25 protein-coding genes are annotated in these 26,308 nt (G+C 65.7%); 15 read left to right on the top strand and 10 right to left on the bottom strand.

Annotation, left to right across the window (positions count from 1 at the left end; translation table 11 throughout):
• Positions 1-144 precede the first annotated feature (144 nt).
• The 12 genes from cyoA to ACIPHN_RS01560 all read left to right on the top strand — a co-directional run bounded on the left by cyoA (position 145) and on the right by ACIPHN_RS01560 (position 13,692).
• Entirely contained in the window at positions 145-1,077 is a 933-nt protein-coding gene (gene cyoA / locus ACIPHN_RS01615) for a ubiquinol oxidase subunit II (RefSeq protein WP_400431781.1), read from the top strand.
• 77 nt (positions 1,078-1,154) lie between these two features.
• A complete protein-coding gene (cyoB, locus tag ACIPHN_RS01610) occupies positions 1,155-3,158 on the top strand; it encodes a cytochrome o ubiquinol oxidase subunit I (protein ID WP_400431778.1) in 2,004 nt (667 codons plus the stop codon).
• Positions 3,151-3,777: a cytochrome o ubiquinol oxidase subunit III gene (gene cyoC, locus ACIPHN_RS01605; protein ID WP_400431776.1), complete on the top strand. Its 627-nt coding sequence runs from the start codon at positions 3,151-3,153 to the stop codon at positions 3,775-3,777. The genes cyoB and cyoC overlap by 8 nt, the downstream gene beginning before the upstream one ends.
• Positions 3,774-4,259, top strand: coding sequence for a cytochrome o ubiquinol oxidase subunit IV (cyoD, locus tag ACIPHN_RS01600; RefSeq protein ID WP_400431773.1), 486 nt, complete (start codon positions 3,774-3,776; stop codon positions 4,257-4,259). Before cyoC ends, cyoD begins: the two co-directional genes overlap by 4 nt.
• Positions 4,256-5,116: an SURF1 family protein gene (locus ACIPHN_RS01595; protein ID WP_400431771.1), complete on the top strand. Its 861-nt coding sequence runs from the start codon at positions 4,256-4,258 to the stop codon at positions 5,114-5,116. Before cyoD ends, ACIPHN_RS01595 begins: the two co-directional genes overlap by 4 nt.
• A 13-nt stretch (positions 5,117-5,129) precedes the next feature.
• On the top strand, positions 5,130-6,512 hold the full coding sequence (locus ACIPHN_RS01590; protein WP_400431768.1) for an ATP-binding protein: 1,383 nt from the start codon (positions 5,130-5,132) through the stop codon (positions 6,510-6,512).
• Between the two features lie 134 nt (positions 6,513-6,646).
• Complete coding sequence (locus ACIPHN_RS01585; protein ID WP_400431765.1) at positions 6,647-7,183, top strand: response regulator transcription factor; 537 nt, start codon at positions 6,647-6,649, stop codon at positions 7,181-7,183.
• 158 nt (positions 7,184-7,341) lie between these two features.
• The gene (locus ACIPHN_RS01580; RefSeq protein ID WP_400431762.1) at positions 7,342-8,556 is read left to right on the top strand and encodes an ABC transporter substrate-binding protein; all 1,215 of its coding nucleotides are present in this window, start codon (positions 7,342-7,344) and stop codon (positions 8,554-8,556) included.
• A gap of 14 nt (positions 8,557-8,570) precedes the next feature.
• Entirely contained in the window at positions 8,571-10,454 is a 1,884-nt protein-coding gene (locus ACIPHN_RS01575; protein ID WP_400431759.1) for an ABC transporter permease, read from the top strand.
• Positions 10,451-11,212, top strand: a complete 762-nt coding sequence (locus tag ACIPHN_RS01570) for an ABC transporter ATP-binding protein (RefSeq protein WP_400431756.1) — start codon at positions 10,451-10,453, stop codon at positions 11,210-11,212. The genes ACIPHN_RS01575 and ACIPHN_RS01570 overlap by 4 nt, the downstream gene beginning before the upstream one ends.
• Entirely contained in the window at positions 11,209-11,910 is a 702-nt protein-coding gene (locus ACIPHN_RS01565; protein WP_400431753.1) for an ABC transporter ATP-binding protein, read from the top strand. The genes ACIPHN_RS01570 and ACIPHN_RS01565 overlap by 4 nt, the downstream gene beginning before the upstream one ends.
• Positions 11,911-12,051: 141 nt before the next feature.
• Entirely contained in the window at positions 12,052-13,692 is a 1,641-nt protein-coding gene (locus tag ACIPHN_RS01560; RefSeq protein ID WP_400431750.1) for a histidine kinase famiy protein, read from the top strand.
• A 3-nt stretch (positions 13,693-13,695) separates the two neighbouring features.
• Here ACIPHN_RS01560 and bioD read toward each other — a convergent pair whose 3' ends face one another.
• From bioD to bioB, 5 genes are read right to left on the bottom strand one after another with little or no spacing between them, the layout of a single operon-like run.
• On the bottom strand, positions 13,696-14,376 hold the full coding sequence (gene bioD / locus ACIPHN_RS01555; protein ID WP_400431747.1) for a dethiobiotin synthase: 681 nt from the start codon (positions 14,374-14,376) through the stop codon (positions 13,696-13,698).
• Entirely contained in the window at positions 14,373-15,728 is a 1,356-nt protein-coding gene (gene bioA, locus ACIPHN_RS01550) for an adenosylmethionine--8-amino-7-oxononanoate transaminase (RefSeq protein ID WP_400431744.1), read from the bottom strand. The genes bioD and bioA overlap by 4 nt, the downstream gene beginning before the upstream one ends.
• On the bottom strand, positions 15,725-16,903 hold the full coding sequence (gene bioF / locus ACIPHN_RS01545; RefSeq protein ID WP_400433137.1) for an 8-amino-7-oxononanoate synthase: 1,179 nt from the start codon (positions 16,901-16,903) through the stop codon (positions 15,725-15,727). The genes bioA and bioF overlap by 4 nt, the downstream gene beginning before the upstream one ends.
• Positions 16,900-18,066, bottom strand: coding sequence for a cytochrome P450 (locus tag ACIPHN_RS01540; protein WP_400431741.1), 1,167 nt, complete (start codon positions 18,064-18,066; stop codon positions 16,900-16,902). The genes bioF and ACIPHN_RS01540 overlap by 4 nt, the downstream gene beginning before the upstream one ends.
• On the bottom strand, positions 18,066-19,094 hold the full coding sequence (bioB, locus tag ACIPHN_RS01535) for a biotin synthase BioB (protein WP_400431738.1): 1,029 nt from the start codon (positions 19,092-19,094) through the stop codon (positions 18,066-18,068). The genes ACIPHN_RS01540 and bioB overlap by 1 nt, the downstream gene beginning before the upstream one ends.
• 106 nt (positions 19,095-19,200) lie before the next feature.
• Between bioB and ACIPHN_RS01530 the strand changes: the two genes are divergently transcribed.
• Positions 19,201-19,842 carry a GntR family transcriptional regulator gene (locus ACIPHN_RS01530; RefSeq protein WP_400431735.1) on the top strand — a complete coding sequence of 214 codons (642 nt, stop codon included), beginning with the start codon at positions 19,201-19,203 and terminating at the stop codon, positions 19,840-19,842.
• A gap of 5 nt (positions 19,843-19,847) precedes the next feature.
• On the opposite strand, the gene ACIPHN_RS01525 is transcribed toward ACIPHN_RS01530, so the two are convergent.
• Complete coding sequence (locus tag ACIPHN_RS01525; protein ID WP_400431732.1) at positions 19,848-20,789, bottom strand: AraC family transcriptional regulator; 942 nt, start codon at positions 20,787-20,789, stop codon at positions 19,848-19,850.
• Between the two features lie 112 nt (positions 20,790-20,901).
• On the opposite strand from ACIPHN_RS01525, the gene ACIPHN_RS01520 reads away from it, so the two are divergent.
• Positions 20,902-21,660, top strand: coding sequence for an SDR family oxidoreductase (locus tag ACIPHN_RS01520; RefSeq protein WP_400431729.1), 759 nt, complete (start codon positions 20,902-20,904; stop codon positions 21,658-21,660).
• 10 nt (positions 21,661-21,670) lie between these two features.
• Here the strand turns inward: ACIPHN_RS01520 and ACIPHN_RS01515 are convergent, their stop codons facing one another.
• Positions 21,671-22,393 carry an alpha/beta fold hydrolase gene (locus ACIPHN_RS01515; protein ID WP_400431726.1) on the bottom strand — a complete coding sequence of 241 codons (723 nt, stop codon included), beginning with the start codon at positions 22,391-22,393 and terminating at the stop codon, positions 21,671-21,673.
• A 186-nt stretch (positions 22,394-22,579) separates the two neighbouring features.
• Here ACIPHN_RS01515 and ACIPHN_RS01510 point away from each other — a divergent pair, with 186 nt between their 5' ends.
• On the top strand, positions 22,580-23,968 hold the full coding sequence (locus ACIPHN_RS01510; protein ID WP_400431723.1) for a PLP-dependent aminotransferase family protein: 1,389 nt from the start codon (positions 22,580-22,582) through the stop codon (positions 23,966-23,968).
• A gap of 36 nt (positions 23,969-24,004) precedes the next feature.
• Here the strand turns inward: ACIPHN_RS01510 and ACIPHN_RS01505 are convergent, their stop codons facing one another.
• From ACIPHN_RS01505 to ACIPHN_RS01495, 3 genes are all read right to left on the bottom strand, one after another.
• On the bottom strand, positions 24,005-24,742 hold the full coding sequence (locus tag ACIPHN_RS01505; RefSeq protein WP_400433134.1) for an alpha/beta fold hydrolase: 738 nt from the start codon (positions 24,740-24,742) through the stop codon (positions 24,005-24,007).
• A 220-nt stretch (positions 24,743-24,962) separates the two neighbouring features.
• Positions 24,963-25,727, bottom strand: coding sequence for an anti-sigma factor family protein (locus tag ACIPHN_RS01500; RefSeq protein WP_400431720.1), 765 nt, complete (start codon positions 25,725-25,727; stop codon positions 24,963-24,965).
• Positions 25,724-26,239 (bottom strand): sigma-70 family RNA polymerase sigma factor, encoded by a 516-nt coding sequence (locus ACIPHN_RS01495; protein WP_400431717.1) that lies wholly within the window; start codon positions 26,237-26,239, stop codon positions 25,724-25,726. Before ACIPHN_RS01495 ends, ACIPHN_RS01500 begins: the two co-directional genes overlap by 4 nt.
• Positions 26,240-26,308 lie beyond the last annotated feature (69 nt).

Below are 26,308 nucleotides of genomic sequence, written 5' to 3'. Positions count from 1 at the left end.
GTTAGAGGTTTAGTCGCAGTACGTACTACTAATCCCAACCTGGCAGGTGGCAAGTGACAGGGTGGGACAAAACGTCCAATCGCCAACACACTTTATTGGCGTTACATTACCATGCTCTGATACATACGACTGGAAATTTCCTCCATGGTTTCTCAAATCCTCCGTCGCGGACTGCTCTTGCTTCCTGCGCTTTTGTTGGCTGGGTGCAACACCGTCGTGATGAATCCTTCCGGCGACATTGCCAACCAGCAAGCGCGCCTGATCGTCATCTCCACTGCGTTGATGCTGCTGATCATCGTCCCGGTGATCATCCTGACCCTGCTGTTCGCATGGCGTTATCGCAAGAGCAACACTTCCGCTCCCTACGAGCCTGACTGGGATCACTCGACCCGTCTGGAACTGGTCATCTGGGGCGCTCCCCTGCTGATCATCATCGCCCTGGGTCTGCTGACCTGGATCACCACCCACACGCTGGATCCGTACCGTCCGCTCTCGCGCATCGACGCCCAGCGTCCGCTGCCGGCCGACGTCAAGCCGCTGACCGTGGAAGTGGTGGCGCTGGACTGGAAGTGGCTGTTCATCTACCCGGAGCAAGGTTTTGCGACCGTCAATGAACTGGCTGCGCCCGTGGACGTGCCCATCGAATTCAAGATCACGGCCTCCAACGTGATGAACGCGTTCTACATCCCGGCACTGGCTGGCCAGATCTACGCCATGCCCAGCATGCAGACCAAGCTGCACGGCGTCATCAACAAGGCGGGCGAGTACGAGGGTTTCTCGTCCAACTACAGTGGTGCCGGTTTCTCCCACATGCGCTTTAAGTTCCACGGCATGAGCCAGGCTGATTTCGACGCCTGGGTCAAGAAGGCCAAGGCCGAGCCGGGCAGCATGCAGCGCGCCGATTACCTGAAGCTGGAACAGCCCAGCGAGCGCGAGCCCGCCCGTCTGTTCGGCAGCGTCGAGCCCGGCCTGTTCCATGCCATCCTGAATCGTTGCGTGGCCGCCAACACGGTGTGCCTGGACAAGATGATGGCGTCGGACCTGAACGTGAAGCCCGGCCAGCAGAAGCAAGACTGAGTTTGCGAGTCTGGTAGTCGTATTGGCGCGGCGGCACATTGCCGCGCCCCAATTTCCTTTTTCCCCGGGAAGTAAAGATGTCTGACAATTTTGATCTGATAAAGCTGATCTTCGGGCGGCTCAGCCTGGAAGCGATTCCATACCATGAGCCCATCCTGATCGGTACCTTCGCCATGGTGGCGCTGGGTGGAGTCGTCGTACTCGGCCTGCTCACCAAATATCGCCTGTGGGGCATGCTCTGGCGCGACTGGTTCACCAGCATCGACCACAAGCGCATCGGCATCATGTATATCGTGCTGGCCATCGTCATGCTGCTGCGTGGCTTCGCCGACGCGCTGATGATGCGTGCACAGCAGGCCATCTCCTTCGGTGACAACGCCGGCTTCCTGCCGCCGCACCACTTCGACCAGGTCTTCACCGCCCACGGCGTGATCATGATCTTCTTCGTGGCCATGCCCCTGGTGACCGGCCTGATGAACTACGTCGTGCCCCTGCAGATCGGTGCGCGCGACGTGGCCTTCCCGTTCCTCAACAACTTCAGCTTCTGGATGACCACCTTCGGCGCGCTGGGGGTGAGGGGCGCGCGATTGGGGGAGGCCGTTGCGGGCGGCGGCTGGCTGGCCTACCCGCCGCTGTCGGGCATCCTGTACAGCCCTGACGTGGGGGTGGACTACTACATCTGGGCCTTGCAGGTGGCCGGGGTAGGGACGCTGCTTTCCGGTATCAACCTGGTGGTGACCATCGTCAAGATGCGCGCCCCGGGCATGAACATGATGAAGATGCCGGTCTTCACCTGGACCTCGCTCTGCACCAACGTTCTGATCGTCGCGGCCTTCCCGGTGCTGACCGCCGTGCTGGCGATGCTGTCCCTGGACCGCGTCTTCGGTACCAACTTCTTCACCAACGACATGGGCGGCAACGCCATGATGTACGTGAACCTGATCTGGATCTGGGGCCACCCCGAGGTCTACATCCTGGTGCTGCCGGCCTTCGGCATCTTCTCTGAAATCGTCTCGACCTTCAGCGGCAAGCGCCTGTTCGGCTACACCTCCATGGTGTACGCAACGGTGGTGATCACCATCCTGTCCTACCTGGTGTGGCTGCACCACTTCTTCACCATGGGTTCGGGCGCCAGCGTGAACTCCTTCTTCGGCATCACCACGATGATCATCTCGATCCCGACCGGTGCCAAGATCTTCAACTGGCTGTTCACCATGTACCGTGGTCGCATCCGTTTCGAAGTGCCCATGCTGTGGACCATCGGCTTCATGATCACGTTCGTCATCGGTGGCATGACCGGCGTGCTGCTGGCCGTTCCTCCGGCCGACTTCGTGCTGCACAACTCGCTGTTCCTGATTGCCCACTTCCACAACGTCATCATCGGCGGCGTGGTGTTCGGCATGTTCGCCGGCATCAACTTCTGGTTCCCGAAGGCCTTCGGCTTCAAGCTCAACGACTTCTGGGGCAAGTGCTCGTTCTGGTTCTGGTTCGTGGGCTTCTACCTGGCCTTCATGCCGCTGTACGTCCTGGGCCTGATGGGCGTGACGCGTCGCCTGAGCCACTTCGATGATCCGTCGCTGCAGATCTGGTTCGTCACCGCCGCCATCGGCGCCGGCCTGATTGCCCTGGGCATCGGTTCCTTCCTCGTCCAGATCGCCGTTTCGATCCGCGACCGCAAGAAGCTGGCCGACGTCACCGGCGACCCGTGGAACGGCCGAACCCTGGAATGGTCGACCTCGTCGCCGCCGCCGGCCTACAACTTCGCGTTCACCCCGGTCGTGCATGACAACGACGCCTGGGCCGACATGAAGAAGCATGACTACAAGCGTCCCCTGGGTGACTTCGTGGAAATCCACATGCCCAAGAACACCGGTGCCGGCTTCATCATCGCTGCGCTGTCGGCAGCGGTTGGTTTTGCCATGATCTGGCACATGTGGCTGCCCGCCGTGGCCGGTTTCGTGGCCCTCTGCGTGGCCACCATCGTCCACACCTTTAACTACAACCGCGACTACTACATCCCGGCCGACGAAGTCGTCCGTGTCGAAGCAGAGCGCACTCGCCTGTTGAATAGCCATGTCTGAAGCGATTAACCACACGGCCGACGCGACGCCAAGCTCGCGCTACTTCGTCCGCCATCATCATCCGGAGAACGGCACCCTGCTGGGCTTCTGGATGTACCTGATGAGCGATTGCCTGATCTTCGCCTGCCTGTTTGCGTGCTATGCGGTCCTGGGCCGCAACTACGCCGGCGGTCCGACCGGTGCGGAACTCTTCGACCTGCCGCTGGTGGCGCTGAACACCGCGCTGCTGCTGCTGTCGTCGATCACCTACGGTTTCGCCATGCTGGCGATGCAAGCCAAGAAGAAGCAGGGCACCATCTTCTGGCTGATCATCACCGGCCTGCTCGGCGCCGGCTTCATCTACTTCGAACTCTATGAGTTCATGCACCTGATCCACGAAGGCGCCGGCCCGGCCCGTAGCGGTTTCCTGACCTCGTTCTTTGCCCTGGTCGGTACCCACGGTCTGCACGTCTCCTTCGGCATCATCTGGCTGATCGTGCTGCTGTTCCAGATCAACAAGCATGGTCTGACCGAGGCCAACGGCCGCCGCCTGATGTGCCTGTCGATGTTCTGGCACTTCCTGGACGTGGTCTGGATCGGCGTCTTCACCTTTGTCTACCTGATGGGAGTCCTGCCATGAGCCGCGGCCACCAAGAACACCCGGCCCGTCCGATGGGCCAACACGACGACCATGGCCACGGTCATGGTCACGAGGACCACGTCCCGCACGGTTCGATGAAGGACTACGTGTCCGGCTTCGTGCTGGCCGTGATCCTGACCGCGATCCCGTTCTGGCTGGTCATCAACAAGGCCATCTCCAGCACGGCGACCCTGGGTATCGTGCTGCTGATCTTTGCAGCCGTGCAGATCGTGGTGCACATCAAGTACTTCCTGCACATGAACGGCAAGTCCGAAGGTGGCTGGAACATGCTGGCGATGATCTTCACCATCATCCTGGTGGTCATCACCCTGTCCGGTTCGCAGTGGGTCATGTATCACATGAACCACAACATGATGCCGACCATGTCGCCGGAAAACATGCCCACCGAGACTGTCCCGCAATCGATGCAGGGCATGCACAGCATGCAGCAGCAACCTGCAGAGGCGCCGCAATCGAAATGAAACCGACGCCACGCAATAGCGTGACGCCCGGCAAAGAAAAGGGGGCGGCGCAAGCCGCCCCGGTATCCCGCTCAAAGGCCAGCCTGCTGTTGCTGACCCTTTGCGCGGGATTTTTCTTTCTGGTCTTCGTCGCGCTGGGAACCTGGCAGGTCTATCGCCTGCAATGGAAGCTGGACCTGATCGCCAAGGTCGACAGCCGTGTCCACGCCGCTCCGGTACCCGCACCCGGACGCCAGGCCTGGCCACAGGTCACGGTCGAGGGCGATGAATATCGCCGCGTCAGCCTGGTCGGCCGCTATCTCTACAGCAAGACCACGGCGGTGCAGGCCAGTACCGACCTCGGTGCCGGTGCCTGGCTGGTGACGCCGCTGCAGACCGCCGATGGCGATCTGGTGCTGGTCAACCGTGGCTTCGTGGCGATCTCGCCGCTCAAGCTGACCGACCTGGCCTTGCCCGATGGCGAGGCCGCACAGACCGTGCAGGTCACCGGCCTGATGCGCATGAGCGAGCAGGGCGGTGGTTTCCTGCGCAGCAACGACGCCGCGCAGAACCGCTGGTATTCGCGTGATGTGCGTGCCATCGCACAGGCACGGGCCTTGCCGCAGGAGGCGGTGGCGCCGTATTTCGTCGATGCCGACAAGGCCTCCTCCGAAGCCAATGCGGCCGTGGCACCCGATGCGCAAAAGCCGGTCGGCGGCCTGACCGTGATTGCCTTCCACAACAGCCACCTGGTCTATGCCCTGACCTGGTATGCCCTGGCCTTGATGGCCGCCGGCGCCGGTTACTGGGTGATCCGCGACGAACGCCGCTGGCGTGAGCGTATCCGGGACAGCCAGTCCCCACCTGGACAGCATTGAACAGACCGAGATCATGACCTCCGCCGATACCGTCGCCAAGCGCAAGACACTGCGGGAGCGCTGGCAGCGTCTGCGCCAGGGCGAGCAGAACCCGGCCGGCCACCAGAACATGCTGCTGCTGATCCAGCTGCGCTGGCTGGCCGTGCTGGGGCAGGTCTCCACCATCGCCTTCGTGGTGCTGGTGTTCGACCTGCACCTGCCCTTGCCGCACATGCTGGAAGTGCTGTCCTGCCTGATCGCCTTCAACATCGCCAGCCATCTGCGCTGGCATGAGCGACGCATCGCCACCAATGCCGAGCTGTTCCTGGCCTTGCTGGTGGATGTGGCCGTGCTGACCTTCCAGCTCTATCTCAGCGGTGGGCTCACCAATCCCTTCGCCTTCCTCTACCTGATGCAGATCATCCTCTCGGCCGTGCTCCTGAAGCCCTGGTCGAGCTGGGCCATCGTCGGTGTGACCATGGCCTGCCTGGCAGGGCTGGCGCTGTTTTCGGAGCCGCTGGCGCTGCCGCCGGATCACAATGCAGGTCTCCTGAGCCTATATGTGGAGGGCACGCTGATCTGCTTCCTGCTCAATGCCGGACTGATGGTGTTCTTCATCACCCGCATCAGCAGCAACCTGCGCGCCGGAGATGCCTTGCTGGCCGACCTGCGCCAGCGCGCCGCCGAAGAGGACCACATCGTGCGCATGGGCTTGCTCGCCTCCGGTGCGGCCCACGAGCTGGGTACGCCGCTGGCGACCGTCTCGGTCATCCTGGGCGACTGGAAGCGCATGCCCGAGATCAGCCAACGCCCCGACATGCTCGACGACATCAGCGAAATGGAAGCCCAGCTGCAACGCTGCAAGTCCATCGTCAGCGGCGTCTTGCTGTCGGCCGGCCAGGCACGTGGAGAGTCGTCCATCAAGACCACGCTCAACACCTTCCTCGACAGCGTCGCCGAGGATTGGCGCAAGTCGCGTCCGGTCGAGATGTTTGACTACCGCAACCTGATCGAGCAGGACCTGCCGGTGGCCTTCGACTCGGCCGTCAAGCAGATGCTGGGTAATGTGCTGGACAATGCCTTCGAAGTCTCGCCACGCTGGCTCTCACTGGAAGTGCGCGGCGAGGAAGAGTCGCTGGTCATGGAGGTCAGTGACCAGGGGCCTGGCTTCCCGGACTGGATGATCAACCAGATCGGCAAGCCCTATCAATCCACCAAGGGCAAGCCGGGGCGCGGCCTGGGCCTGTTCTTCGTGGTCAATGTGGCGCGCAAGCTGGGCGGACGCGTCTCGGCCAGCAACCTGCCCACCGCCGGTGCGCGCGTCACGCTGGAGCTGCCCTTGTCCTCGATCAGCCTGGAAGAGCCGGCCGAACCCGCGCTCGGCGGCCACCCGGGTGCTTTTACGGGCGGTGCTTGACCTGCCTCAAGCCGCATCGGCCGGGCGTTTGATGCGGATCATTCCCTTTTTCTTGTAACGGCGCCAATGCCCGGGCCCGACTCGCACTACAATAGCGGTCTGGGAAAGTAGATAGAAGAAATAGGGAATGCAACATGCCGGCTGATCGCCTGCTTTTGATCATCGAGGACGATGCCGCTTTCGCACGCACCTTGGGCCGTTCGTTCGAACGTCGTGGCTACACCGTCCTGCTCGCCGCCAATCAGGAAGAGGCGGCCGAACACCTGAAACAGCATCAACCCGGCTATGCCGTGGTCGACCTCAAGCTGGGTGGCAATGCCTCCGGCCTGGCCTGTGTGCAGATGCTGCACGCCCATGACGAGACCATGCTGATCGTGGTCCTGACCGGCTTCGCCAGCATCACCACCGCGGTCGAGGCCATCAAGCTGGGCGCCTGCCAGTACCTGGCCAAGCCCTCCAACACCGACGACATCGAAGCCGCCTTCGGCCACATCGCTGGACTGGCCGAGGTGGAGCTGTCTGCCCGCGCCACTTCCATCAAGACCCTTGAATGGGAGCGCATCCACGAAGTGCTGGTGGACACCGATTTCAACATCTCCGAAACCGCCCGCCGACTGGGCATGCACCGCCGCACCCTGGCCCGCAAGCTGGAAAAGCAGCGGGTCAAGTAGCGGGTCAAGTGGCGCGACCAGCCGCCGCCCGGATGGCGGCGGCATGACCTGGCGCAAACCGGGTCCTGCGCCAGCACCGGCCAGCGGTTATCATTACGCCCGCGATTGCATCTGCCGACCGCCAGGCTCGCCCGGCAACTTCACCAGAAGGAAATGACGTGAACCAGTTCAACTTCCCGCGCAGCATCCTGTGGACCACGACCGCCGCCATCCTGGCCAGCGCCGCCAGCGGCGCCATCGCCCAGGACACCATCCGCATCGGCGAGATCAACAGCTACAAGGCCCAGCCGGCCTTCCTGGAACCGTACCGCCGGGGCTGGGAGATGGCACAGGACGAAATCAACGCCAGCGGTGGCGTGCTGGGCAAGAAGCTGGAAGTGGTGGCGCGTGACGACAACGGCAACCCCGGCGACTCCGTGCGCGTGGCCGAAGAACTGATGGCGCGCGAACGCGTGGCGCTGCTCTTTGGCGGCTTCCTCTCCAATACCGGCCTGGCGCTGACCGACTACGCGCGCCAGCACAAGGTCTTCTTCCTCGCCGCCGAGCCGCTCACCGACAAGATCGTCTGGCAGAACGGCAACAAGTACACCTATCGCCTGCGGCCTTCCACCTACATGCTGGTAGCCTCGGTGGTCAAGGAAGCGGCCAGGCTGAAGAAGAAGCGCTGGGCCATCGTCTATCCCAACTATGAATACGGCCAGTCGGCCGTGGCCAGCTTCAAGACCCTGATGAAGCAAGCCCAGCCCGATGTCGAATTCGTGGCCGAGCAGGCCACGCCGCTGGGCAAGATCGATGCCGGCGCGGTCACCCAAGCGCTGGCCGATGCCAAGCCCGATGCCATCTTCAATGCCCTGTTCGCCGCCGACCTGGGCAAGTTCGTGCGTGAAGGCAATACCCGTGGCCTGTTCGAGAACGTCGAAGTGGTGTCGCTGTTGACCGGTGAACCCGAATACCTGGATCCGCTGAAGAACGAAGCCCCGCAGAACTGGATCGTGACCGGCTACCCCTGGTACGCCATCAACACCCCCGAACACAAGAAGTTCGTCGACGCCTATCGCAAGAAATTCAACGACTATCCGCGCAACGGTTCGCTGGTGGGCTATAGCGCACTGATGTCGATCGCCGCCGGTATCCGCAAGGCTGGCAGCACCGATGCCGACAAGCTCGCCGCCGCCTTCTCGGGCTTGAAGGTGGACACGCCCGTGGCGCCCATCGTCTATCGTGCGCAAGACCATCAATCGACCCTGGGCGCCTTCGTGGGCCGCACCGGCGTCAAGGATGGCAAGGGCATCATGACCAGCTTCAGCTATGTTGATGGCGCCTCCCTGCAACTGCCCGACGCCGAGGTCAGGAAGCTGCGTCCGGCCGACTGATTGCGCCTGATTCCATGACCCTGGCCAGCCTCACCGTCCAGTTGCTCAACGGCCTGGTCGATGCCTCCGCCATGTTCCTGGTGGCGGCCGGCCTGTCGCTGATCTTCGGCGTCACGCGCATCGTCAATTTCGCGCATGGCTCGTTCTACCTGCTGGGGCTGTACCTGGCCTATACCCTGGTCAACGCCATCGGCGCCACGCCGCTGGGTTTCTGGACGGCGGTGCTGCTGTCGGCCGTGGTCGTGGCAGGGCTGGGGGCGCTGGTGGAAATGCTGGTCCTGCGTCGTATCTATCGGGCGCCGGAACTGTTTCAGCTCTTGGCCACCTTTGCGCTGGTGCTGGTCATCAAGGATGGCTCGCTCTGGCTGTGGGGCCCGGAAGACCTGTTCGGCCCACGCGCACCCGGCCTGGCCGGCGCGGTCCACCTGCTGGGACGACGCCTGCCGCAATACGACCTGCTGCTGATCTTCATCGGCCCCCTGGTGTTGGCGCTGCTGTGGCTGCTACTCAATCGCACCCGTTGGGGGACGCTCATTCGCGCCGCCACCCAGGACCGCGAGATGCTGGGCGCGCTGGGCGTGAACCAGGCCTGGCTCTTTACCGCCGTGTTCGCGCTGGGCTGCTTCCTGGCCGGGCTGGGCGGGGCGCTGCAAGGCCCGCGCATGCCGGCCAACCTGGCCATCGACCTGGACACCATCGGCAATGCCTTCGTGGTGGTGGTGGTCGGCGGCATGGGTTCCATCGGCGGCGCCTTCGCGGCGACCTTGCTGATTGCCGAGGTCAAGGCCCTGTGCATTGCGCTGGGCAATGTCTCCCTGTTCGGCATGGAAATTTCGCTGTCGCGACTGACCCTGGTGGTCGAGTTCCTGGTGATGGCGGCCGTGCTGGTGGTGCGGCCCTGGGGCCTGTTCGGCAAGGCGCCGACGGCCGTGCGTGCCAGCGGCCTGCAGGAAGCACCATTGCACGTCGCCGGTCGCGGCGCGCGGCTGGCGGGATGGGCGCTGATGCTGGTCTTGCTGGCGCTGCCGCTGGTGGCCGGCTATTTCCCCTACCTGCCGGTGCTGATGGTGGAAATCCTGGTGGCCGTGCTCTTCGCGGCCAGCCTGCATTTCTTGATGGGGCCGGGCGGCATGCTGTCCTTCGGTCACGCCGCCTATTTCGGCCTGGGCGCCTATGCGGCGGCCCTGGTCACCTTGAAGCTTCAATGGCCCATGCCCGCTGCCATGGCCGCAGGTGCGTTGGCGGCCATGCTCGGCGCCTTGCTGTTCGGCTGGTTCTGCGTGCGGCTGTCCGGCGTGTACCTGGCCATGCTGACACTGGCCTTTGCCCAGATCGTCTGGGCCCTGATCTTCCAGTGGGATGACTTCACCGGCGGCAGCAACGGGCTGGTCGGTATCCGTCCCGCCGAGGCCGTGTCGTCGCCGCTGGCCTATTACTACCTGGCGCTGGCCTGCGCGGCGCTGGGCGTCTACCTGCTGCGCCGGGTGATCCATGCGCCCTTCGGCCTGGCCTTGCGCGCCGCCCGCGACGCTGCCCCACGCGCCGAGGCGCTGGGCATGGATGTACGTTCGCTGCAATGGGGCGGCTTTGCCGTGGCGGGCCTCTTCTGCGGATTGGCCGGCGTACTCTTCGCCTTCTCCAAGGGCAGTATCTCGCCCGAAGTCGCCGGCGTCAGCCGCTCCGTCGACGGCCTGGTGATGGTCATGCTGGGCGGGGTGCAAAGCCTGTTGGGTCCCTTGCTGGGCGCCTCGCTGTTCACCTGGCTGCAAGACCTGGTCGCGCGTGAGACCGACTACTGGCGCGCCTTGCTGGGCGGCGTGATCTTGCTGCTGGTGCTGCTCTTCCCGGGTGGCGTGGCCGGGGTATTCCGACGCCGCCGGCAGGAGGAGGACGCATGAGCCTCCTGAGCGTATCCAATCTCACCAAGTCCTTCGGTGGCGTGGCCGCCCTGGACGGGGTCTCCTTCGATCTGCCGGCCGGCCAGATGCTGGCGCTGATCGGCCCCAACGGCGCCGGCAAATCGACCTGCTTCAATGTCATCAACGGCCAGCTGGCGCCCGATGCCGGCGCCGTGCTGCTCGATGGCGAGGACATCGCCGGCCTCGACGCCCGCCGCATCTGGCAGCGCGGGGTAGGGCGCACCTTCCAGGTATCGGCCGCCTTTGCCTCCATGACGGTACTGGAAAACGTCCAGGCCGCCTTGCTCTCGCACCGACGCCAGCTGTGGCGCTTCTGGCGCCCGGCGGCCAGCTATCTGCGCGATGAGGCCATGCACCTGCTGGAACAGGTGGGTATGGCGGCCCAGGCGCACCGTGCCTGTGGCGTGCTGGCCTATGGCGATATCAAGCGGGTGGAGCTGGCCATGGCCTTGTCGAACGCACCGCGCCTGCTGTTGATGGATGAACCCACGGCCGGCATGGCCGAACGCGAACGACGCGAGCTGATGGCCCTGACACGCCGGCTGGTCACCGACCAAGGCCTCTCGGTCCTGTTCACCGAGCACAGCATGGACGTGGTCTTCGCCTTTGCCGACCGCATCATCGTGCTGGCGCGCGGCCAGCTGATTGCCCAGGGCGAGCCCGACGCGGTACGTGCCGACGAGCGTGTGCGCGAGGTCTACTTCGGCTCGGGCGCCAGCTTTGGAGGGCAGGCATGAACTCGCCACTGCTGCAGGTACAGGGCTTGCACGCCTTCTACGGCCGTGCCCACATCCTTTTCGATCTCGATCTCACGGTGGCACGTGGCGAGGTGGTCGCGCTGATGGGGCGCAACGGCGCGGGCAAGTCCACCACGCTCAAGGCCCTCATGGGCCTGTTGCCCGGCACGCGTGGCCAGTGCCATTTCGACGGTCGCGATATCACGCGCCTGGCGCCTTACCAGCGGGCCAGGCTGGGCCTGGGCTTCGTGCCGGAAGACCGGCGTGTCTTCACCGGACTGAGCGTGCTGGAGAACCTGGAAACCGGCCGCCAGCCGGCGCGTCCCGGCGCGCCGCAGTGGACGCCGGAGGCCCTGTTCGAACTCTTTCCCAACCTCGGCGCCATGCCGGACAGGCTGGGCGGGCGCATGAGCGGTGGCGAGCAGCAGATGCTCACCATCGCCCGCACCCTCATGGGCAATCCGCACCTGCTGCTGCTGGACGAACCCTCGGAAGGCGTGGCCCCGCTCATCGTCGAACAGATGGCCGAGATGATCGTCAAGCTCAAGCAGGCCGGCATGGCGATCCTGCTGTGCGAGCAGAATTTCCATTTTGCCCAGCTCGTCAGTGACCGCGCCTATCTGCTCGATCTGGGCCATGTACGGCATCAGGGGACGCTGGCTTCCGTACAAGCTCATCAGTGGGAATCCGGCCTCTGACGCGGCTTGCCGCCATGTGTTTCAAGCCTGTTGCAATTGCGTCGGAACCGCTGAGCATGCCCGTGTCCAATCCGTAGTCAAGGCTTGCCACCCGCCGCTGTATGGCTGGGGGCGCAAGCCCAGCCATACGGAGAACATCAGATGCGCAATCCAATCAAGCGCGCGCCCCTGCATTGCCCCGCCGACGACAGCAACGACGCCGGCATGCGCAATGACCTGGCCAAGGTCGCAGTGGGCGAGGACGCCAACGATATCTTCTTTGCCGCCGTGGAAATGACACGCATGCCCATGATCGTGTCCGACCCGCGCGAGCCCGACAATCCCATCATCTTCGTCAACAACGCCTTCATCAACATGAGTGGCTACAGCCGGGCGGAGGTGATGGGACGTAACTGCCGCTTCCTGCAAGGGCCGGAGACCGATCGCGCGGTGGTGGCGCAGGTGCGCCAGGCCGTGGCCGAACGGCGCGAGATCGCCACCGAGTTGCTGAACTACCGCAAGAACGGTTCGACCTTCTGGAATGCGCTGTTCATCTCGCCGGTCTATGACCAGCGTGGCGAGCTCAAGTATTTCTTCAGCTCCCAGCTCGACATCAGCCGCCGCCGCGACGCCGAACAGGCGCTGGGACAGGCGCGCAAGATGGAGGCGCTGGGGCAACTGACCGGTGGCATCGCCCACGATTTCAATAACCTGCTGCAAGTCATCACCGGCTATCTCGACATCATCCAGCTGGCCCTGCGCAGCGACGTGCCTGACCTCGACCGCGTGGCGCGCAGCACCGACAGCATCCGCAAGGCTTCCGGCAAGGCCGCCATGCTGACCCAGCAATTGCTGGCCTTCGCCCGCAAGCAGCGGCTGGAAGGGCGCACCATCAATCTCAATTCGCTCACCGAGGGCTTTACCGACCTGGTGCGCCGCACCCTGGGCGGCGATATCGCCGTGGAGACCCACCTGGCGCCAGACCTGTGGAACTGCCGCCTCGATCCGACCCAGATGGAAGTGGCGCTGCTGAACGTGCTCATCAACGCCCGTGACGCCATGCATGGCCGGGGCAGGGTGCGCATCGACACCGCCAACCAGGATCTCGACAGCGACGGGCGCGCACTGCAACTGGGCATCAAGCGCGGCCAGTATGTCTCCATCGTCATCAGCGACGACGGCCCCGGCATTCCCCCCGAGATCCTGCCACGGGTGATGGATCCGTTCTTCACCACCAAGGACGAAGGCAAGGGTACCGGACTGGGGCTGTCGATGGTCTATGGTTTCGTGAAGCAGTCGGGTGGTTCGGTGCGCATTACCTCGGGCCAGCGTGAGGGCACGCAGGTGGCGATCTACTTCCCGGCTACCCAGGAGCAGGTCGGCGGCGTCTTCGAGTACGACAGCCGCCAGCACCACCAGGGCGGCAACGAACACGTCCTGGTGGTGGATGACCGCATCGAAGTGGCCGAGCTGGCCCAGACCATGCTGGAGAGCCTGGGCTACCGGGTCAGCATGGTCAACGCCCCGGCCGAGGCCCTGCAGCTGCTGCGCAGCGGCCGACCGGTGGACCTGCTGTTCACCGACCTGATCATGCCCGGCAACATGAATGGCGTGGTGCTGGCACGCGAGGCGCGCCGCCTGCAACCGGGCATCAAGGTATTGCTGACCACCGGCTACGCCAGCGAATCGATAGAGCGGTATGGCGCCGATGGTGAATTCCCGGTCATCGACAAGCCCTATCGTCACGACGAACTGGCCCGCAAGATCCGCATCGTGCTGGATGGTGCGACCGGTGTGAGCTAGGCGCTAGGCGGGCAACAGCGCGCTATCGAAGTATCTTGCCGCCTGGCTCGCCTCCATGCCCGGCTGCCACGGCAAGCGCGCCAGCATCGGCGCCTGCAGGCGCGAGAGCAGACTCTCGACCATGGCGTCCCGGCAGGGCTCGGCAGCATCGATCTCGTTGGCGACCCAGCCCAGCAGGCGCAAGCCACGCGCCCGGATGACCTGCTGCGTGAGCAGCGCGTGATTGATGCAGCCCAGTCGCACCCCCACCACCAGCACCACCGGCAGTGCCAGCCGCGCCACCAGGTCGTCGCTGTTGCTGTGCTCATCCAGCGGCACCATGAAGCCGCCGGCGCCTTCCACCACCACCCGGTCGCAGCGCTGCCGCAATTGCGCATGGCAATGCGCCAGGTGATCAATGTCGATGCGCACGCCTTCCTCGCGGGCGGCGATATGCGGCGCGGTGGCACGCCTGAGCAGGTAGGGATTGATCCATTCGGCAGGCAGGTCGGTATTGGCGGCAGCCTGCAGGGCTTGCACATCCTCGTTACACCATCGCCCGCCTGCCTGGAAGGCCCCCGAGGCGACCGGTTTCATGCCCGTCACGCGCAGGCCCTGCGCGGCATAGAGGTGGACCAGTGTCGATGCCACCAGGGTCTTGCCTACGCCGGTATCGGTGCCGGTGACGAACAGGCTGCCGCTCATGCGCCCTCCATCACGGCGACCACGGCCTGATGCAGCTGCTGGCCCAGCCAGTGGGCCTGCTGCGCATTGAGGACATAGGGCGGCATCAGGTAGATGGTGGTACCGATGGGCCGTACCAGCAGTTCACGACGGGCTGCTTCGGCGGCCAGTCGGCGTGAGAACGTGGCCGCCGCCTGGGCGTCGTCGATGACCACATCGCAGGCCCAGATCATGCCCGTCTGGCGCACATGGCGCACATAGGCTTCCTGCGCCAGCGGCTGCATGGCCTGTGCCAGCACCGGCGCGAAGGCGCGGTTGCGTGCCAGCACATCCTCGTCGGCGAAGATGGCCAGGGTTTCCAGCGCGGCCCGGCAGGCCAGCGGATTGCCGGTGTAGGAATGCGAATGCAGGAAGCCGCGCCTGACATCGTCATCATAGAAAGCCTGGTAGATGGATTCGCTGGCCATCACCAGCGACAGCGGCAGGTAGCCACCGCTGATGCCCTTGGACAGGCACAACAGGTCCGGCCACACGCCGGCCTGCTCGCAGGCGAAGAAACTGCCGGTGCGACCGCAGCCGACGGCGATCTCGTCGGCGATCAGGTGCGCGCCATGGCGGTCGCACAGGTCGCGCAAGCCGCGCACGTAGGCCGGATCATGCATGACCATGCCGGCGGCGCACTGGACCAGCGGCTCCACGATCACGGCGGCGATGCGGCCCTGGTGCTGCGTCAGCAGGCGTTCGACGTCGGCCAGCGCGCGCACAGCCACGTCAGCAGCGCTTTCACCGGGCCGGGCTTGCCGCGCATCGGGCGAGGCGGCGATATGGGCCGGCCGCAGCAGTGCTTCATAGGCCTGGCGGAACAGCGGTGTGTCCGTCACCGCCAGGGCGCCCACGGTCTCGCCGTGATAGCCGCCCGCGATGCAGATGAACTGGTTCTTGTCGGTCTGGCCGGCATTGCGCCAGGCGTGCACGCTCATCTTCAGCGCGATCTCCACGGCCGAGGCGCCATCGGAGGCATAGAAGCAATGCCCCAGCGCGTGGCCCGTCAGGGCCGACAACTGTTCCGACAAGGCCACCACCGGCTCATGGGTGAAACCGGCCAGCATGGCGTGCTCCAGCTTGCCCAGCTGGTCCACCAGCGCGGCATTGATGCGCGCATTGGTGTGGCCGAACAGGTTGACCCACCAGGAACTGATGGCGTCCAGGTAGCGGCGGCCCTGGCTGTCATGCAGCCAGGCGCCGTGGGCATGGGCAATGGCGATGGGTGGCGCGCTTTCATGGCGGCGCATCTGGGTGCAGGGATGCCAGACGCTGCGCAGGCTGCGGGCGACCAGGCTGGTATCGGTATCGGAATGGGTGGCGGTCGTCATGCGGTGCTTTCGCGGGCGGCGCTGGCCAGCGCATCGGCCAGTCGCGCAATGTGCTCATCGGTATGCAGTGCCGACAGGCTGATGCGCAGCCGGGCGCTGCCCTTGGGAACGGTGGGCGGACAGATGGCTGGCACCCACAGGCCTTGTTCACGCAGGCGCTGCATCAGGCTGCGGGCTGCATGGTTGTCGCCCACGATGAGCGGCTGGATGGCGGTGTCGGAGGGCAGCAGCGTCCATGGCAGGCCGGCCAGCTTCGCGCGCAACTGTTCGGCCAGCGCGCGCAGATGGGCGCGCCGCCAGTCGTCGCGGGCGATGATGGCCAGGCTGGCCGAGGTGGCCGCCGCCAGCGCCGGTGGATGGGCGGTGGTGAACATGTAGGTACGGGCGCGCTGCATGATCCATGCAATCGCACTGCGCTCACCGGCGACGAAGGCGCCGGCCACACCGGCGGCCTTGCCCAGCGTACCCATGAGCAGCACGTGCGGTGCCTGCGCTGGCGTGATGCCGGCATGGGCCAGGCTGCCGCGTCCCTGCGGACCCAGCACGCCCAGGCCGTGGGCATCGTCCACCAGCAGCCAGGCGCCGTGGCGGGCACAGCTTGCCGCCAGCGCCGCCAGTGGTGCCACATCGCCATCCATGCTGAAGACCGCATCGGTGACCACCAGCTTGCGCGGGCTGCTGCAGCGTGCCAGTACCTGCTCCAGCCGGGCGACATCGTTGTGGGGAAACACCTTCAGGCTGGCTCCGGACAAACGCGCCCCATCGATCAGCGAGGCATGGCTGAGGCGATCCACGACCACCGTATCACCGGCACCGACCAGCGCGCCGATGACACCGATATTGGCCATGTAGCCATTGGTAAAGGAAAGTGCCGCCGGCCAGCCGGTGAAGGCCGCAAGCGCATGCTCCAATTGTTCGTGGGCGACGCCGTGGCCGCTGATGAGGGCGGAGGCGGCCGCCCCCACGCCGTAGTCGCGCAGGGCGTCCTGTGCCGCCGCCACGATCTGCGGATGATTCGCCAGGCCCAGATAGTCGTTGTTGCAGAAGGACAGGAACTCCCGCCCCTCCACCGTCAGCAACGGCCCTTGCGGCCCATCTACTACGCGCCGGGTGCGCAAGAGTCCCTGGCTGGCCAGGTCGGCCAGCGCATCGTCAAAGTCGATCATGGTGTTTATTCCTGGAAAACCAGCGGCAATCGTTGCAGCGCGCGGTAAGCCCCGGCCGGCTGCCAGCTCGGCGCTTCGGTCGATAGCGCCAGTGTGGGCATGGCCTGCATGAGGGCGGTGAAGGCGATCTCGGCTTCCATCTGCGTCAGCGCCGCGCCCAGGCAGACGTGTGCGCCCTGGCCGAAGGACAGGTGCATGCCCTGGTCGCGTGCGATATCGAAGCGCGCCGGATCGCTGAAGCGGCGCGCATCATGGTTGGCCTGGCCGATGTGCAGGATGGCCAGGTCACCGCGTCGCAGCGGCTGGCCGTCCAGCGTGATATCGGCCAGCAGGCGGCGACCGGTGTATTGCACCGGACTGTCATAGCGCAGCATCTCGCGTACGGCGCCGCGCAGCGCTTGCGGTTGGGACTTGAGCGCGGTCCATTGCGCAGGATGACGCAGCAGCGCCAGCAAGCCATTGCCCAGCAGGTTGCGGGTGGTCTCGTAACCGGCGAAGAGCAGGGTGCTGCACTGGGCCAGCACTTCGACCTGGGTGAGGGCGTCCCGCTGGCGCGCCTGCACGATATCGGCCAGCAGGCAGTGCGGCGGCAGGTCCTGCGGCTGGCGTAGCACTTCCTCGAAGTAGTCGCACAGGGCTTCCAGTGCGGCCTGCGCGGCCACGGTCTGGGCAGCATCCGGCGTGGGGCTGCCGATGAAGCCGGCGAGATCCGCGGCCCAGCCGATGAAGGCATCGGGCACCCGCTCGGGCAAGCCCATCAGCGTGGCAATGACCAGCGCCGGCAGGGGGCGGGCAAAGCGCGTCACGAAATCGTAGCCCTGGCGCGCATCGTCGTCGGCCAGGATGTCGGCGATCAGCTGCCCGGCCAGCGCAGCGATGGCGTCGCGCTGGTGCTCCAGTGCGGCGGGCTTGAAACCGAGATGGAGGATGCTGCGCAAGCGGCGATGCGCGCGCCCATCCAGGAACAGCAGCGAGCGAGAAAAGATGCGCTTGAAACGCCGTTGCGCTGCGGTGTGCGCCGGCTTGTCCGCATGCTCGCCCAGGCCGCTGTTGATCCAGCGCGCCGCGCGCCGCACCGAGAAGCGCGGATCGCGCAGGGCGCCGGCGACCTCGTCGTAGCCACTGATGACCCAGGCGCCGCCACAATGGGCGGGGCTCCACTGGACTGGCATCAGGCCGCCGCGGCTGCCGGCGTGAGGCCCAGACGGCCCAGCAGGTCGAGGTCCGACGACACCGGCGCGTTGGGCGTGGTCAGCAGCTTGCTGCCCAGGAAGATGGAATTGGCCCCGGCCGCAAAGCACAGCGCCTGAGTGGCGTCGCTCATGCTCTCGCGCCCGGCTGACAGGCGGATCACCGCATGCGGCAGGGCGATGCGGGCCACCGCCACGGTGCGCACGAACTCGAACTCGTCCAGCGGCGCCACATCCTGCAGGGGCGTACCGGCGATCGGCACCAGGTGGTTGATCGGCACCGATTGCGGCGGCACCGGCAGGCTGGCCAGTTGCGCGATCAGCCCGGCGCGTTGGCGGCGGCTCTCGCCCATGCCGATGATGCCGCCACAGCAGACGTTCAGGCCGGCTTCCTGTACCCGTTGCAGGGTATCGAGGCGATCCTGGTAGCTGCGGGTGGAGATCACCTGGTCATAGAAGTCGGGGGCGGTATCGAGGTTGTGGTTGTAGTAGTCCAGGCCGGCCTGCTTCAGGGCATCGGCCTGCGCCTGTTCCAGCATGCCCAGGGTCATGCAGGTTTCCAGGCCCATGGCGCGCACTTCGCGGACCATGTCGGTCAGGGCTGCCATGTCGCGCTCCTTGGGATTGCGCCAGGCCGCGCCCATGCAGAAGCGGGTCGCGCCCTGCTCGCGGGCGGCACGGGCGGCAGCCACCACCTCGTCGACGGCCATCAGCTTGCCGGCCGGCACACCGGTGTCCTTGTGATGCGCCGACTGCGAGCAATAACCGCAATCCTCGGCGCAGCCACCGGTCTTGATCGACAGCAGGCTGGACAACTGCACCTCGTTGGCCGGGTGGTTTGCCCGATGCACGCCCTGGGCCTGGTACAGCAGGTCGAGGAAGGGCAGCTCGAAGAGGGCTTCGGTGGCGCTGAGGGTGGGGGAATCGCTGGCGTTGGCGGGCTGCCGGGATGGGACGAAGCGCAGCGGCGTGCAGGCCTGGCCGTGGGCGGGGGTATCGCAATGACTCATAGATAAAATCCGAGGCAAGGGTTAAAAAGCTTAGAATTGCGTTTTGGCGGATTCTATCTTCGGTCAATTTCTTTTAACAATTTCTTTTTTTATAGATTATCTATAAATGAACAGCCTGAAAAACGAGCATCCCAGCACCGTCGAACGCATCGCCGAGGTCTTGCGCACACGCATCATCCGGGGCGAAATCGCCGGCGGGGCGGCGCTGCGGCAGGATCATGTGGCCCAGGAGTTCGCCTCCAGCCATGTCCCGGTACGGGAGGCGTTTCGCCAGCTGGAAGCCCAGGGACTGGTCCTCACTTTGCCCCGTCGCGGGGTACGGGTGACCACCGTGGACCGGGCCGCGGTCAAGGAAAATGCCGAAATGCGCGGTTCGCTGGAAATCCTGGCCCTGCGTCACGGCGCCCGCAAGTTCAGCGCCGAACACATCGGCCGCCTGGAGCAGGCACAGGAGGCCTGCGCCCAGGCCGAATCACTGGTGCAATGGGATGCCGCCAACAACCTGTTCCACGACATCCTCTCCAGCGAATGCGGGATGCCGCGCCTGCAGGCGGTGTTGAAGCAGCTGCAGCTGACCAACTCGCGCTACCTGTTCTCGACTGGCTTCAAGCGCGGCTGGCAGCCGCGCTCGGATCACGATCACATGCTCATCATCGACGCCCTGAAGGACAAGAAGACCGACCGTGCCGTGCAATTGCTGAGCATGCACATCGGCACGATGGAACGGGTGGGATTCGTGGCCGCCTGAGCCTGTCAGGCGGTGGGCAGAGCACGCTGGTGCCGGGCAAACAGCGAGGGCGGCAAGCCCGCATGGCGGCTGAAAGCCACGCTGAAGGTACTGGCCGAGCTGTAGCCAACCTGCTGCGCCACCTCCACCAGGCTGGCCTGCTCGCGCAGCAGCAGGCGCTTGGCCAGTGCCATGCGCCAGGACAGCAGGTACTGCATCGGCGCCACGCCGACTTCGCGACGGAAGCGTTCGAAGAAGGAGGAGCGCGACAGCGCCGCCTCGCGGGCCAGGCTGGCCATGCTCCAGGGCGCGGCAGGGTGGGCATGCAGGGAGCGCAGCGCCATCGCCAGCCGGGCATCGGCCAGCCCGCGCAGCAAGCCGGGGGCGGCATGCGCGCCGGCATCCGGGTCCTGGCTTGAGCGCAATGCCTCGATCAGCAGCACTTCCAGCAGACGCGACAAGACCATCTCGCGTGCCGGTCGTTGCGCACGCGATTCATCCCCGACCAGTTGCACCAGCGTCGCCAGGCGCGGATGGGCGCGCACCGTCAGCAGGTCTGGCAGCAGCGAGAGCAGCAGCGCCGAGTCGGGCGAGTCGAACACGCAATGCCCCACCACCAGCCGCACTTCTGGCGGGCCATCGGGCTCGCCCAGGCGATATTGGCCGTCGGGCAGGCGGGGTGGCGGGTGGTTTTCGTCCAGGTCCGGGCCATCGTAGTGCTGGCGGCTGGCCAGGGCAAAACCATGCAAGGCTGGCGCGAGGACGAAATCACCTGCTTCAAGGAGTATCTCCCTGCCATCGTCGTGCAAGATCCGGCAAGTTCCTTCCAGTACGGCGCAATAGAACGCCAGTTCCGGGCGGCTGCGGCGCACCCGCCAGCCACCGGCAGCCTGTACATACTTGGTGTAGCGGGCGGCGGGCTGGAGCAGGGTGACGACTTCGGTAAGGGGATCGGTGAAATCGGACATGAGCGGACATGAGCGGACGATTGCCAATGAATTGTGGACGGATGATTGTAGCAAGTCCGGATGGTGCAGCCTATGCTTCGCCTTGTTCCCTCACCACTGCAAGGAGTTGTGCATGAAAACCGTCCTCATCACTGGCTGTTCGTCCGGCTTCGGCCTGGAAATTGCCCGTTACTTCCTCCAACGTGACTGGCAGGTCGTGGCCACCATGCGCACGCCGCGTACCGACCTGTTGCCCGCCTCGCCGCATCTGCGCCTGCTGGCGCTGGACGTGACCGACCCCGACAGCATCGCCGCGGCGGTGGCGGACGCCGGCCCCATCGATGTGCTGGTCAACAATGCCGGCATCGGCGCGCTGGGGGCGGTGGAAGGCATGGAGATGGCGCAGGTGCGCGAGATCTTCGAGACCAATACCTTCGGCAGCATCGCGCTGACCCAGGCGGTCTTGCCGCAGATGCGCCAGCGCCGGGCCGGGGTGGTGATCAATGTGACGTCCTCGGTGACCCTGCGCTCGCTGCCGCTGCTGTCGGTCTACACGGCCAGCAAGGCGGCGGTGAATGCCTTTACCGAATCGCTGGCGCTGGAGCTGGCGGCCTTCGATGTCCAGGCGCGGCTGGTACTGCCGGGGCGCGCACCCGGAACGCGCTTTGCCGACAACGCCCGCCCACGCATGGCAAACACCATCCCCGAGCCCTACGCGCCACTGGCGGCGGCAGTGTTCGAGAATTTCCAGGATGTGTCGCAGATCACCCATGCAGAGGATGTGGCCGAGGCCGTCTGGCAGGCCGCCACCGACCCGGCTGCGCCCATGCGCATCCCGGCCGGGGAAGATGCCCGGGCCTGGGCGGCAGCGGCGGCGGCGGTGGTGGGGTGAGGCGCCCTGGTCAGGCTTCCGTCACCAGCCGATGCAGCATTTCGGCGGTGTCGGTCGGATGGGAGAGAAAGGGCGAATGCCCGCTCTCCAGTTCCTTGATGCGGCCGCAGCCCGCGCGCGCCGCCATCACCCGCTGCAGCACCGGATCGATGGCGCGGTCGCGGGTGCAGACGATGTAGCTTTTGGAGAGCCTGTCAAAGCGCTCACCGGTCTGCGCCACCGGCGTGACCATGGGGGCCAGCGCCTGCGGGCGAAACTGCGGCGCGGCCCAGCTGGCTACCGCATAGGGGGCGTCCTGCATGAAGGTATCCACGCGGGAGGCGGGGCTGGTCTGGGCCGAGACGGCATCGGCTTCGGTCTGTACCGGCGGCAGTTGGCTAGCCGGCATCAGGTCCGACAGCGACACCAGCGAATCGCCATCACGCGGCACGAAGGCACACAGGTAGATGATGCGCGCCAGCCGGTCGGCCACCTGTTCGGCCGCCGCCGTCACGGCGATGCCGCCCATGCTGTGTCCCACCAGCGTGACCCGCTTGCCGATGGCCTTGACCGCGCGTGCGATGGCATCCGCATACATCGCCAGGGAGACCTGCTCCAGCGGCGTGTCGTCGGCCCCGCTGCCTGGCAGGTCGATGCTGTGCACCTCATGCCCGCGCATGGTCAGCTCGGCGCTGACCGCCGGCCATACCCACTTGCCTTGCCAGGCACCGTGGATGAGGAGGAAATTGGCCATGGTGTATTTCCGTTGATGAATGATGATTGATGAGAAGGAGGCGGCCGGCATCGGCCTGCCTGAGTGCCTGAGTGTGCGCCTACGGATGTATGGATTTGTATTTCCAGTAAATCCATACTAACATCCGTAAAAAGCCGCAACAAGCCAGATAAAATCCATACAAACCTTCTTCGTCACCGCCATCACATGGACCGATCGGGACTCTCCCTGGACTGGATCAGCCAGTTCTCCGCCAATGGCGGACCCCGCTACCTGCAGATCGTGGCCTTCATGGAACAGGCCATCGCAGACGACCGCCTGCGCCCCGGTGACCGGCTGCCGCCGCAGCGCTTGCTGGCCGAGCGGCTGGACGTCGATCTCACCACCGTCACGCGCGCCTACACCGAGGCGCGCCGGCGCAACCTGCTGGAGGCACGCGGCTCGGCCGGCACCTTCGTGGCCGCGCCCAAGGTGGACCTGAGCCAGGCGATCGACCTGTCGATGAATATCCCGCCGCCACCCGCCGGCGTCGACCTGGACGATCTCCTGCGTCAGGGGGTGTCGCAAGTGCTGCTGCATAGCGATGCGGACCTGCTGATGACCTACCATCTGGGTGGCGGCAGCAGTGCCGACCGCGCCGCCGGCGCACTCTGGCTGGCGCCCATGCTGGGGCAGGTGGAGGAACAGCGGGTGCTGGCCAGCCCCGGCGCGCAAGCGGCGCTGGCCGCGCTGGTGCTGTCGCAGACGCAGCCGGGCGAGGTCATCCTGGCCGAACCGCTCTGCTATCCGGGTCTGTTGTCGGTGGCCGCGCAACTGGGCCGGCGCGTGGTGGCCGTCGGCGTGGATGGCGAAGGCATGCGGCCCGACCTGCTGGCGAGCATGGTGCGTCAGCACCGGGCGCGCCTGGTCTATCTCAATCCGACGCTGCAGAATCCGAGCACCCACACCATGCCGGCCGGTCGGCGCGCCGACATTGCCGCCGTGGTCATGCGCATGGGCCTGCGCATCATCGAGGACGATCCCTACTGGCGCTTTGCCACCCGCGCGCCGCGACCGCTGGCGCACTATGCGCCGCGCCATGTGTTCCATGTCTCGACGCTGTCCAAGTGCCTGCTGCCGGGCTTGCGCACGGCCTATGTGGTGATGCCCGAGGGCATGGCGCAGGATGAGGTGCTGGGGGCCTTGCGCTCCTTTGTGCTGATGTCCGCGCCGCTGATGACGGCGCTGTCCACCCAGTGGATCCATGACGGTACCGCTGCGACCCTGCTGGAGGGCATCCGCAAGGAAGCCTGGGCGCGCCAGGAACTGGCTCTGCGTACGCTGGGCGCGTCCGGCGCGGCGGAGTCGGGTGGTATCCACCTGTGGCAGGCGCTGCCGTCACACTGGAGCGCGCCGGAGTTCGTGCAGATGGCGCGTCGCGAAGGTCTCCACGTCATCGCCCAGGAATCCTTCGCCGTGGCCGGCGCGGCCTTGCCGGCGCCGGCCCACATCCGCATCTCGCTGGGACGTGCGCGCAGCCGTTTCGAGCTGGTCAATGCACTGCGCCGGCTGGCCGAACTGGCGCACCGGCGCGGGCCGCGCGAGGTGGTGGTCTAGCCGGCCACGACCTCTCGCCAACTGACCATCTCGCCATCAGTGGGCGGCGTGCGCCACGGCGTCCAGGATCAGGTTGGCGATCTCGTCCGGGTGCGACAGCATGGACACGTGCGAGGACGCCACCTCGATGGTCTTGGCCTTCATGCGTGCGGCCAGGAAGCGCTCCAGATCCGGCGAGGTCGTGCGGTCGTTGGTGGAGACGGCATACCAGGTCGGTTTGTTGCGCCATGCCGCCTGGGTGGTGCGCGCGGCGAACAGGGTATCGGAGATGCGTCCCTGCACCGCCGACAGCGCTCGCGCCCTGGCCGGATCAAGGTCGCCGGCGAAGTCATGCACGAAGGCCTGCTCGCTCAACTGGGCATAGCCATCGGCCTTGACCAGGCCGGCCGAGGCTGGCGGCGTCGGGAAGCGTGCGGCCAGCGCGCCGTAGTCCTCGCCCACATCCGGGGCTCGCGCAGCCACATAGACCAGGCCTGCCACCTTGGCATCGTTGCCTGCTTCGGTAATCACGGTGCCTGCCCAGGAGTGGCCGACCAGGATGGTGGGGCCATCCTGCAGGGCCAGGATGCGGCGCGTGGCCTGTACATCGTCGGCCAGCGAGGAGAGCGGATTCTGTACCGACGTCACATGCAGGCCGGCGCGTTGCAGGCGCTCGATCACCTCGGTCCAGCAGGAGCCGTCGGCATAGGCGCCATGGACCAGCACCACATTGCGGATCGGGGCGGCGGCGGTGGCGGCCGGGCCTTGCTGGGCGCTGGCGGTTTGCGCCAGCATCAGGGTGGTGCTGGCAGCCAGCAGGGTGCAGAGGAGGGTACGACGAATGGCCTTCATGGCATGTCCTTTCAGGGAGTGGAGAAACGATGGCGTCGGTCAGGCGCACGCAGCCCGGCTGTCGCTGCGCGCGGCAGGACGACAGGACGAGTGGCACCGTCCGCCCCGACCAGGGCGGAGGATTCAGGTGTGCAGAAACTGGAGAGAGATCAGCGCGGCGGCATCAGGACCAGGGTCTTCCCGGTTCCACCGCCCGCTGCAGCGGCAGCGTGGCCGGAGAATCCGGACTCACCACCGCATAGAAGTAGCGCCCCTGGCGCCAGTACTGGGTCAGCAGGCTGCCCTCCCGGCGATTGCCGCTGCCGAAGTTGAACAGCTCGCCGGGTGGGCGCAGGTAATAGACGATGGCCTGTCCCTGCGGGTTCTGGTAGACCACCATGGCCGCCGGCCCCTTGTCGCTGGCCATCAGGCGTCCCCCCACCGGGCGGAAGCCATAGGCGCTGAAGTCCGGCAGCGGCGCGGCCTGCACGAAATGGTGGTCGAGCCATTGCTGCAACCTGGCGGGATCGTCATTGCGCACATCCACCATCCCGCCTTGCTCGGCAGTGGCAAACATCCGGTAGGCCTGGGTGGCGTCGGCCATGGGCAGGTAGGTCTTGCGCATATCGGCGTCGCGCCATTGCCAGCCGCCCAGCGCACCCAGCGACAGGCTCAACAGCAGCGAGGCGGCGATGCCCCAGTGGCGGCGCTGGCGCGATTGCAGCGTGCGACGGATGCGGAAGGGATCCAGTCGTGCCGGGGTCGGCGAGGCCGGCCATTGCTCCATGGCCGCGCGCAGTTGCTGGCGCTCCTGGCGCCATTGCTCGACTTGTCGTGCCGTCTCCGGGTGCTGGCTCAGGTAGTGCGTGATGGCCGCGTGCCGGTCGGCATCGAGGTGCTCGTCGAGATAGGCATGCAGCTCGGCTTCGGTGGGGACAATGCTGTTCATTTCATGATCCGCAGGTTGGGCGCCGTGGTGGCGCCGTCATTGAGTTCGCGCAGGGCGCGGCGGGCGCGTGACAGGCGCGACATCACCGTACCGATGGGGATGCCCAGGGCATCGGCGCTCTGCTGGTAGCTCAGGCCTTCGACCGACACCAGCAGTAGCAAGGCACGCTGCTCGGCGGGCAGGCGCGCAAAGTCGGCCAGGGCCGCGCGTGAGAGCACCAGCTCTTCGGTGGACGGGGCCAGTTCGTCCTCCTCGCTGCGCGAGAACAGCGACAGCAGGCCCGCATACCGCCTGGCGCGGCGTTCGCCATCGATGAAGCGGCGATACATGATCTGGAACAGCCAGGCCCGCAGGTCGCCCTCGCCACGCTGCTGGCGGTGCGTCAAGGCGCGCTCCAGGCAAGCCTGGACCAGGTCGTCGGCGCTGTGCTCCTGCCGTGTCAGCGACAGGGCAAAGCGGCGCAGGCGCGGCAGCAGTTCGCGCAAGTCGTCATCGGTGAAATCTTGTGGCATGGCAATCCGTGTCATGCGCCATCAGGCGCGTGGTAATGCGTTCTGCCAGTAAAACGAATGGGCGCGGGG

Origin of the sequence: Herbaspirillum sp. NPDC087042 (genome assembly GCF_044745245.1) — a bacterium.
In the GTDB taxonomy this organism is placed as follows: Bacteria; Pseudomonadota; Gammaproteobacteria; order Burkholderiales; family Burkholderiaceae_D; genus Herbaspirillum.
Note: the sequence above shows the minus strand (reverse complement) of the source record. Positions and strands in the feature narration are given on the sequence as shown.

Excerpts from the sequence above, each read along its gene's own strand:
- cyoA (WP_400431781.1), top strand. The coding sequence starts at position 145 with ATGGTTTCTCAAATCCTCCGTCGCGGACTGCTCTTGCTTCCTGCGCTT.
- cyoB (WP_400431778.1), top strand. The coding sequence starts at position 1,155 with ATGTCTGACAATTTTGATCTGATAAAGCTGATCTTCGGGCGGCTCAGC.
- cyoC (WP_400431776.1), top strand. The coding sequence starts at position 3,151 with ATGTCTGAAGCGATTAACCACACGGCCGACGCGACGCCAAGCTCGCGC.
- cyoD (WP_400431773.1), top strand. The coding sequence starts at position 3,774 with ATGAGCCGCGGCCACCAAGAACACCCGGCCCGTCCGATGGGCCAACAC.
- ACIPHN_RS01595 (WP_400431771.1), top strand. The coding sequence starts at position 4,256 with ATGAAACCGACGCCACGCAATAGCGTGACGCCCGGCAAAGAAAAGGGG.
- ACIPHN_RS01590 (WP_400431768.1), top strand. The coding sequence starts at position 5,130 with ATGACCTCCGCCGATACCGTCGCCAAGCGCAAGACACTGCGGGAGCGC.
- ACIPHN_RS01585 (WP_400431765.1), top strand. The coding sequence starts at position 6,647 with ATGCCGGCTGATCGCCTGCTTTTGATCATCGAGGACGATGCCGCTTTC.
- ACIPHN_RS01575 (WP_400431759.1), top strand. The coding sequence starts at position 8,571 with ATGACCCTGGCCAGCCTCACCGTCCAGTTGCTCAACGGCCTGGTCGAT.
- ACIPHN_RS01570 (WP_400431756.1), top strand. The coding sequence starts at position 10,451 with ATGAGCCTCCTGAGCGTATCCAATCTCACCAAGTCCTTCGGTGGCGTG.
- ACIPHN_RS01565 (WP_400431753.1), top strand. The coding sequence starts at position 11,209 with ATGAACTCGCCACTGCTGCAGGTACAGGGCTTGCACGCCTTCTACGGC.
- ACIPHN_RS01560 (WP_400431750.1), top strand. The coding sequence starts at position 12,052 with ATGCGCAATCCAATCAAGCGCGCGCCCCTGCATTGCCCCGCCGACGAC.
- bioD (WP_400431747.1), bottom strand. The coding sequence starts at position 14,376 with ATGAGCGGCAGCCTGTTCGTCACCGGCACCGATACCGGCGTAGGCAAG.
- bioA (WP_400431744.1), bottom strand. The coding sequence starts at position 15,728 with ATGACGACCGCCACCCATTCCGATACCGATACCAGCCTGGTCGCCCGC.
- ACIPHN_RS01540 (WP_400431741.1), bottom strand. The coding sequence starts at position 18,066 with ATGCCAGTCCAGTGGAGCCCCGCCCATTGTGGCGGCGCCTGGGTCATC.
- bioB (WP_400431738.1), bottom strand. The coding sequence starts at position 19,094 with ATGAGTCATTGCGATACCCCCGCCCACGGCCAGGCCTGCACGCCGCTG.
- ACIPHN_RS01530 (WP_400431735.1), top strand. The coding sequence starts at position 19,201 with ATGAACAGCCTGAAAAACGAGCATCCCAGCACCGTCGAACGCATCGCC.
- ACIPHN_RS01525 (WP_400431732.1), bottom strand. The coding sequence starts at position 20,789 with ATGTCCGATTTCACCGATCCCCTTACCGAAGTCGTCACCCTGCTCCAG.
- ACIPHN_RS01520 (WP_400431729.1), top strand. The coding sequence starts at position 20,902 with ATGAAAACCGTCCTCATCACTGGCTGTTCGTCCGGCTTCGGCCTGGAA.
- ACIPHN_RS01515 (WP_400431726.1), bottom strand. The coding sequence starts at position 22,393 with ATGGCCAATTTCCTCCTCATCCACGGTGCCTGGCAAGGCAAGTGGGTA.
- ACIPHN_RS01510 (WP_400431723.1), top strand. The coding sequence starts at position 22,580 with ATGGACCGATCGGGACTCTCCCTGGACTGGATCAGCCAGTTCTCCGCC.
- ACIPHN_RS01505 (WP_400433134.1), bottom strand. The coding sequence starts at position 24,742 with ATGCTGGCGCAAACCGCCAGCGCCCAGCAAGGCCCGGCCGCCACCGCC.
- ACIPHN_RS01500 (WP_400431720.1), bottom strand. The coding sequence starts at position 25,727 with ATGAACAGCATTGTCCCCACCGAAGCCGAGCTGCATGCCTATCTCGAC.
- ACIPHN_RS01495 (WP_400431717.1), bottom strand. The coding sequence starts at position 26,239 with ATGCCACAAGATTTCACCGATGACGACTTGCGCGAACTGCTGCCGCGC.